8 protein-coding genes and 1 pseudogene are annotated in these 7,361 nt (G+C 36.1%); 3 read left to right on the forward strand and 6 right to left on the reverse strand.

Annotated elements, in window-relative coordinates:
* Positions 1-239 precede the first annotated feature (239 nt).
* From KDK19_RS09040 to KDK19_RS09065, 6 genes and pseudogenes are all read right to left on the reverse strand, one after another.
* Positions 240-1,121 carry an EamA family transporter gene (locus KDK19_RS09040; RefSeq protein ID WP_257282358.1) on the reverse strand — a complete coding sequence of 294 codons (882 nt, stop codon included), beginning with the start codon at positions 1,119-1,121 and terminating at the stop codon, positions 240-242.
* Between the two features lie 249 nt (positions 1,122-1,370).
* On the reverse strand, positions 1,371-2,357 hold the full coding sequence (locus KDK19_RS09045) for an ATP-grasp domain-containing protein (RefSeq protein WP_257291777.1): 987 nt from the start codon (positions 2,355-2,357) through the stop codon (positions 1,371-1,373).
* 1 nt (position 2,358) lies between these two features.
* A complete protein-coding gene (locus KDK19_RS09050) occupies positions 2,359-3,672 on the reverse strand; it encodes an FAD/NAD(P)-binding protein (protein ID WP_257291778.1) in 1,314 nt (437 codons plus the stop codon).
* Between the two features lies 1 nt (position 3,673).
* Positions 3,674-4,519: an aspartyl/asparaginyl beta-hydroxylase domain-containing protein gene (locus tag KDK19_RS09055; RefSeq protein ID WP_257291779.1), complete on the reverse strand. Its 846-nt coding sequence runs from the start codon at positions 4,517-4,519 to the stop codon at positions 3,674-3,676.
* 319 nt (positions 4,520-4,838) lie between these two features.
* Positions 4,839-5,192: pseudogene (locus tag KDK19_RS09060) on the reverse strand (transposase); the annotation flags it as partial.
* An 89-nt stretch (positions 5,193-5,281) separates the two neighbouring features.
* Positions 5,282-5,695 (reverse strand): hypothetical protein, encoded by a 414-nt coding sequence (locus tag KDK19_RS09065; protein WP_257291780.1) that lies wholly within the window; start codon positions 5,693-5,695, stop codon positions 5,282-5,284.
* 324 nt (positions 5,696-6,019) lie between these two features.
* Between KDK19_RS09065 and KDK19_RS09070 the strand changes: the two genes are divergently transcribed.
* From KDK19_RS09070 to KDK19_RS09080, 3 genes are read left to right on the forward strand one after another with little or no spacing between them, the layout of a single operon-like run.
* Positions 6,020-6,598 carry a hypothetical protein gene (locus KDK19_RS09070; RefSeq protein WP_257288742.1) on the forward strand — a complete coding sequence of 193 codons (579 nt, stop codon included), beginning with the start codon at positions 6,020-6,022 and terminating at the stop codon, positions 6,596-6,598.
* A complete protein-coding gene (locus KDK19_RS09075; protein WP_257282356.1) occupies positions 6,553-6,789 on the forward strand; it encodes a hypothetical protein in 237 nt (78 codons plus the stop codon). The genes KDK19_RS09070 and KDK19_RS09075 overlap by 46 nt, the downstream gene beginning before the upstream one ends.
* Positions 6,790-6,792: 3 nt before the next feature.
* Positions 6,793-7,323: an MFS transporter gene (locus tag KDK19_RS09080; RefSeq protein ID WP_257282355.1), complete on the forward strand. Its 531-nt coding sequence runs from the start codon at positions 6,793-6,795 to the stop codon at positions 7,321-7,323.
* The last annotated feature ends 38 nt before the right edge of the window (positions 7,324-7,361 follow it).

Raw genomic sequence — 7,361 nt, forward strand, 5'->3', positions numbered from 1 at the left:
CAATTATTGAGAGTCATGAATCAAAAGAGGCGACATCTATCCTGACACAGCGGGTTATCTCGCAATACTTCCAGCCCTGGCTTAATAGATCTAAGTATGGTCAACCAGCCTGAATCTTTATGCACATTAAGTCCACGCGCCAATCCGTTAAAATCTGTCCTCGAAAAGCAGGGGGGAGTCTCCCCCCATCTCGAACGGTTACATGAGAATTACACTTACTGTCTTATACCAATGATACTTCAGCGGACCACAACACCTTCTTCTTTTACAGTTTTCCTGGTGCTGCTAAAGATGTAATATGCAGTCAAAAACAAGGTAACTGTCATCATTAATGCTGCTTTCAGATCGAAATTTGAACCGAGCAACATCTCAGAAATGTAAGACAAGAGTGGGATTAGCGATAAGCACAAAATAGTGATAACGGGCTTAGTTTTTTCCATACCTATTTGCAACAAGAGCATTGGCAAAAGAAACCCCAATAAAGATAAGACAGAAGCTTTGAGCAAGAAATAAACATCAAAATTCCAACCCCCAGTAGTATATAGCAAGAAAGCAGAGCATATTGCAGATCCATAAAACCTATAAGCGAGAATTTTTTCTCGCGAAAGATCATTCATACTTCCTTGATTTGATATAGTCGCAATATATGCGGCTCCAGCTCCAGCAAGAATACTCAGCGTTAGGCCTGTAAAAATTTTGATATTAAAACTTTCAATTGAAAAGCTAAGCGTCACTAGACCGAACAAAAAAATAAGGACTAATAGTGGAATATTATTCTCAAGCTTTTTTATATAAATATAAGTAAAAAATACTGCCCACAGTGGGGATGAAGATGCCTCAATAAGGCTCGATATAGAAGGTGGAATAAATATAAGTGACAAATAAAAGCCAAGAAAAGCAAAGCTGGTTGCAATATTCAGCCTGAATAGTTCATGTATTTCTTTTGCTTCTAAACAAAGATTCCCTTTTTTATATAAAACCATTGAAAATACCAAACCACACAAAAGAAATGAAATCAATGAATACTGTATAATTTCACCGGGTTCAAATTCTTTCGAAACATAAGCAAACGAAAAAGCCTGAATTGATACAGACATTAATATAAATAATACAGGGTGCACTTGCAATTCCTCAACAGCAGGTTTTAAAAAGGCCTGAGCTTTCTAAACTATGAAGCTTTTCAAGAGACGCATTGAAAACTGTTTTCTCTTCATGAGCAAAAAATGCTATCCCATAATCCCCAGTTGTTGATAGTGGATTTTGAGGTTTATAAGATAAACTCGGGGTATCAACTATACTATGAAAAGCTGGTAATCTACGCAAAGAAAACAAACCTTTCCGGTTTAATATTTTTCCATGACTCGCATTTCTTAGATAAACCATTGCAAAGTGTTTTTTTTAGAGGTTTGTTTTTTTTCAACACGTTTGTAGAAGCTTTTTGGATCAAAAATTGATTCAGCCCAAATAGATGCTTGACTATAACCCAAACCAAAGTAGAAAGCATTAGAATCTAAGTTAGGCCCCATTAATCGTGAATTAACTTCAATAAGCTTTGGCCCATGCTCCGTTAATCGTATTTCCGTGTGGGCTGCACCATTGTTAACCCCTAATGCATCCAAACATTTTTTTGTATATTGAATGACCTTGCCAACCTCACCTTCATTGTAGTTTATATCAACAGCAATGATACTTCTATAGATTGGAATGCCTTCAACCTCTTCGATTTTCACCAAATAGATATCTGTGAAGACATGCGCGCTCTCTAATGTAACTGTATTAACTACATATTGTTGCCCCTCAATATACTCTTGAATAAGTATTTTATCATTAATATTGCCAAGCAAGTTTTTCTTATTCAAAATCATATTGACTTTTTCAACAACTTCATCACTTGTATTACACTTAAAGCAACCATCACTTCCAGCACTGTTCAAAGGCTTTATAAAGACAGGGTGGCTAAATAGGCTTAATACATCTTCTAATTCATCTTTTTTTGTTATAACACTATGCCTTCCAGCCTCAATATTACATTTACTTATTCTTTCGTACATGCTTAGCTTACAGGATCTAGATTGTCTCAGCTTATAATCATTACCTTTTAGCTTAAGTGAAAAGCTTAATATATCTGTAGTAGTGACACCAAATTCACTGCCAGCTAAGATATGAGATACTTCTTCTTTTTTTAGATAGAGGACAGCTGGTTCTAAATTAGATTTTTCATATATAAAGTCAATTTTTCTTTTCGCATCGTATTTTAGGCTGCTCGTAGCAATAGTTATAATTGTGCAGCCATAATCTTCTAAAGCCTCAATAAGACATTTTCCACTTGAAACTGGATCTACTACGCAAACTTTCAATTTAAGCAGCCTTAAGTTGTTTAATTAATCTTTCCACTCTTGATACTGAAAATCTAATATAGTTAACTATTAGAAATTCAGAAGCAGCGGTACTACCTACAAGCCAAATACTTTTCTTCTCAAGCTCTGAAATACTAACATAGTCTTTTTTATTTTTGTAAGTGAAAGAGTAATTGCCATCACTTCGTTTAATTATTCCTGGGTTAGCCAAACCATCACAAACAACTACACAGTCAAAGTTCATAAATGTTTTTTTAATTTTCCAGTTTCTATCCCATTCTAGATCCTCATAACTACCTTTAATTATATTAAGAGATCCATTATCAATAAATTCAAGTAGTAGTTTACCGTTTTGAACTGGTATAGATGAAATATACCTTGATATGAATCGTCTATATTTTTTCTTTAGTCGAACTATATCTCTATTACTAAGCAAACTGCTATTATTGTTTAGATACTCAATAATATCGCCAACCTCTGTTTGCCATCCATTCTCTCTTCTTGATAAAATTATTTCTTGATTTAACCTTTCTTTTGTAAGAATATGAAGAGGCTCTTTATTATATGCACGAATTACTTTATTTATGTCTTTTACTATTTCTATTTTAGATTTTGCTTTTTTATATGAAAGTTTATTATCATAGATCATTAATTCATTTCTTACAGCTGGTAACTCACCAGACTTAGATATCATTGTTACATTACAGCCTCTCTTACACAAATCAATAGCCTGATCAATTGCTGACAATTTAGAGCCTATAATCGCCACACTTGATGGGCATATTATGTTAGAACCATTATTATATATCTGTTCACCCTTCTCTTTTAATTTAGAGTATGCTCCTTGACCTATATCAGACTTATTTACTGAACCTATACAAACGAAGATGTTTTTAGAATCTACAACCTTACCACTTTCAAGCTTAACTTGTGATCCACAGCTATATATGTATGAAACTTTGTCCCTAATAAATTCAATATGAATATTATTTTTAATAGCTAATTTTCTATATAAGTTGTATCTATTAAAAATATAATCATTCATAATGCTTCTGGGTAAAAAAGCATCCTCCTCTATCGCTAGCCCTATAGAGCGGCAGTAAGAAATGAAATCTTCTTTCTCACCAGGTACTAGTGAGTTTACACCTGCTGAAGTATTACATAACATACTTTCAGTAGTTTCTTTAAAGCCATAGCCAATCCCAATTTCATTAGGGTCAACAAATATAATTCGGGTGGCAAGCTTATTCTTCACAAGCTCAATAAATGTACAAATACCAGTAGGGCCAGCACCAATAATTAAACTGCTAGCCATTTCATACTTGTCCCATTACATATCCAGATTCAATCAGCATAGATCTAGATGATTTATATTTTTTCGAAACCAATATATTCTCATGATTAAGAAAGGCTTTATCAAGAATTTTAAAGTAATCTTTATGGCTTAAGTCATAGTAAAAATGCCAATAGTTTAATATCCCCATAATATTAGGCAGCATCTTTTCGTTTGCTGTTTTAGATATTAAATAAAAAGAATTAATAAAATCTTCTGAAAGAGGCTCTCTATCATACTTAACAAATGGTTCAATATTGTCTTTTACTACACTAGAATTTCTTGAGAATATCTTTTCTAAAGAAATATCGGGACAAAAGTCTATTATAAGAGTAAATTTACCTTTTTCAGATAGCGACATCGCACTATGTATATTGCTACCATCTACATACCAAACTTCTCCAGCCCTCATGTGGTAAATAGTATCTTTTTCAGAATTTAGGCAGTTTTTATCAGTATAAAGAACCACATGAACTCGATTGAACCCTTTTTTGAATTCCAAGTAATCTTTATGTGGAAAAATCATCCCATTTTCACAAGAGTTTAAAACTCTAACTGACTTGATATATTTTGTGTTGAAATTTTTTGAAATTATTTCATTAATATAGGTAAGCTGGTTTGAAAAAAAAGTCCTCTTTGCATGACCGCAATACTCTTTAGATATTGCTTCGCCATTAATTCCATTTTGATTCCATATAGATTTAGTTCTCCACTTTCCTATAGAATATTCTTTATAGGCATCATCAAAACCAGACTCTTCAATGACAGAAATTTCATTTTTAATTTTATTTTTATCAATCGAAAGTTTTCCAAGTATTTTTGCTTTCATTATTATCTATAACTATATCCTAATTATTGTAAGCACTTAATATAAGCTGACAAAGCTAATTCTTGACCTAGAGATATTCTCACATTTTCAATCAAAACCGATCAGCTTTTACTTAGTGAAAACAGAGCACCGCCTATTGACTAAATATGCAGATTGGTTACAGCTCATTGGCCCATGTGCTGCACATCATACCCATAGAGTCCTTTATTGTAACAGGTATATATACCTAATTCTTACACCTAAATAGCCGTATTCACTTGGTAACTTATCTGTAAGCGGTCAAACAACGAAGAGACTCCCTCTATTGACAGAGCAAACCTTATGCATTAAGTTTTTCAAAGCATACATAGGCGGTATCCTCAGCTAGAAAAAATCCCAGAATGATCCTTTTCTTCCTCTGTATGGATTTCCCACACCGCACGACAAATAGATGAACTGATTCCCCGGAATTGGAAATAGCGCTTTGGGAAAAATCCGTTAAAAACGCCTCTGGACAAGTAGGGGAAGTCTCTTCGTTGTTTGACCGTTTACCGGTTTCAGGTGGTGGGACATCAGACGGGGTTTTGAAGATTTCGCCCAGATCCATCTGATCTGGATTGTCGATGGTAAAACGCTTTTCAGACTTTTCACCGAACAGTTGCCGTTTAAACCAGTTGAGTTGCTGTTTAGCAGAAGATAGTTCCTGAAGCGCAGTATCCAACGCCGACTACAACTGCTGGTTTTGCAGTTGCAGGTCGACGGAGGCAGCAGCTTTAGAGTTATTCATGGGGTGTGACCATAGGTGCGTGTTCCACGCGCCCATAGTTTCAGGGCTTCCTGAAAGACTAGACAACACAGCTGCTGAACCTGATCCACCAGGAACGTCAGGTAAGGCAGTTTGGTTGCCAGATGCTGCACACCGTGATCATAGTTGTGTTCAAGTTCATAACCTTGGTTCTTCAGGATATAAAAGATTTCATTTTTTATGTACCAGCGACATCTTCCCCCTTCGGATACGGGGAGCATGGTTTCTTCGGTTAACGGGATATCGGTTATCCAACCCCAGATGTAGCGCTTACCTTTCTTGTCCGTTTCGACGCAATCAAGCACATTGAGGATTTCAACCGGCCCAGTCTTGTTCAGAGGAACGCTATTAGCACAGCGACACCAGTGTTTGACGCCATTGTCGTCAGTCACCTCAAGGCGTTTAGCGTTACCTTGTTACCTTGCTACCTTGTTGACCCAGTGTAACCATAGTCTCAATCATCAAAGCGTGATTACCATCCCTGGCAACAATAATCTACAGGTTTCTGGCCAGCATTGCTGTTCAAGGATTGATCATGTTTTTGCCCTAGCTTTTCGGATAGATAACCGGGACGCGAAGTCACCGATTCAGGTAGGGGTTGAAGGCTGATTGTATCCTAGGTAGGATCATTACTGTCTATTAGGTTTTTATTTTTTATTGAGTTGTAACTTAGAAAAAAAATGTCAATAAAAAAACTTATAACAGAAAGATCCAATTTGGGTGACTCGTCCTTCTACTTCTACGATGAATCACTGATTCAAAAAAACATCAGCCTATTCAAGTCAATTTCATATCCTCATATCGGAATTCATTTTGCTTCAATGGCAAACGATAATCCCACACTGTTAAAGATGTTGGAGTTAAATGGTTTTGGTATTTTCGTAAATTCACGAAAGCACATGCAACTTTCACTTGATTGTGGGTTTAGTCCAAATCGGATTATTTTTGCGAGCACCGGTATTTGTGAGCCTACAATGAAGCTGATTATTGAGAAAGGCGTACAAATCAATATTGACTCCCGCGATCAGCTTAAATTGTACGGAAAACTGAACCCTGGGGGTGAAATTGGCATTCGACTAAATATCGATGAAAAATCAAGAAACAATATTTTCACAGGGTTAGAAAGTCGAATTGGTGTTCTAGAATCTAAACTCCCAGAAATATTTAAAATAGCAAAAGAACACAACCTAAGAATTACAGGTACTCATGTATATTTAGGGACAGACGTCACCCCGCTGTGGAGATTCTCATGCAGAATGCAGAAACACAGATTGCAGCTGTCGCACATAGGGTAATGGAGCAACGATCAGAACAGAAGAATGAACAGGAACGATTCTCTTATGCACTTTTTATTGATAGTAGTATGGATGCAGACTTATTTAAGTATAACTCTAAAGGGGGGCTTGTTTTTGAGACTAGCTTCAAAGAATTTTTAGACAATATTTTACGTAATACTTATGAAGCTGATTCGGAAGGGTTGTATTAACGAATGGTAAAAGAGAATTCCATGCTATTTGACAATAGTGATTCTTCTGTAAAAAGAGGAGCTCTTATCGTTTTTACTATGGCTGTCTTTTTTGTAGGTGCAACAGAGTTTATGTTGTCATCTATGTTGCGTCCATTAGCTCAAGCTTTTGATACGTCTACAACCAAAGCTTCTTGGCTGATTGCAAGTTATGCCATTTCTTATGCTATTGCAGCTCCTATTTTTGGGTATATTTCAGATCGGGTTGATAGAACACGACTACTATTGATCGCTCTTTGTGCATTTGCCATTGACGGGGCTGCTATTGTTTTAGCTCCTTCTTTTGAGGTGGCTGTTGTACTGAGAATTTTTGGTGGATTGGCTTCAGCTATTATTATTCCCACGACATTCGCATTAATTGCTGAGATAATTCCGCGTAATCATCAGGCCACAGCGGGATTGTGCCACAGAGTCTTAAGTACTCAACCATACGAAATCATATTTTCTGACTTATTGTTCAGGCACTCTGACTGCGTTACAACTCTGGTCACATAGCTTGCTATGTTCCCGTCGTTGCGCCTTGCAGAGCACCT

The organism is Endozoicomonas sp. ONNA1, from assembly GCF_024606325.1.
In the GTDB taxonomy this organism is placed as follows: domain Bacteria; phylum Pseudomonadota; class Gammaproteobacteria; order Pseudomonadales; family Endozoicomonadaceae; genus Endozoicomonas_A.

What these genes read in the sequence shown, in the direction of transcription:
- KDK19_RS09080 (WP_257282355.1), top strand. Translation starts at nt 6,793, where the DNA reads ATGGTAAAAGAGAATTCCATGCTATTTGACAATAGTGATTCTTCTGTA.
- KDK19_RS09050 (WP_257291778.1), bottom strand. Translation starts at nt 3,672, where the DNA reads ATGGCTAGCAGTTTAATTATTGGTGCTGGCCCTACTGGTATTTGTACA.
- KDK19_RS09075 (WP_257282356.1), top strand. Translation starts at nt 6,553, where the DNA reads ATGCAGAATGCAGAAACACAGATTGCAGCTGTCGCACATAGGGTAATG.
- KDK19_RS09055 (WP_257291779.1), bottom strand. Translation starts at nt 4,519, where the DNA reads ATGAAAGCAAAAATACTTGGAAAACTTTCGATTGATAAAAATAAAATT.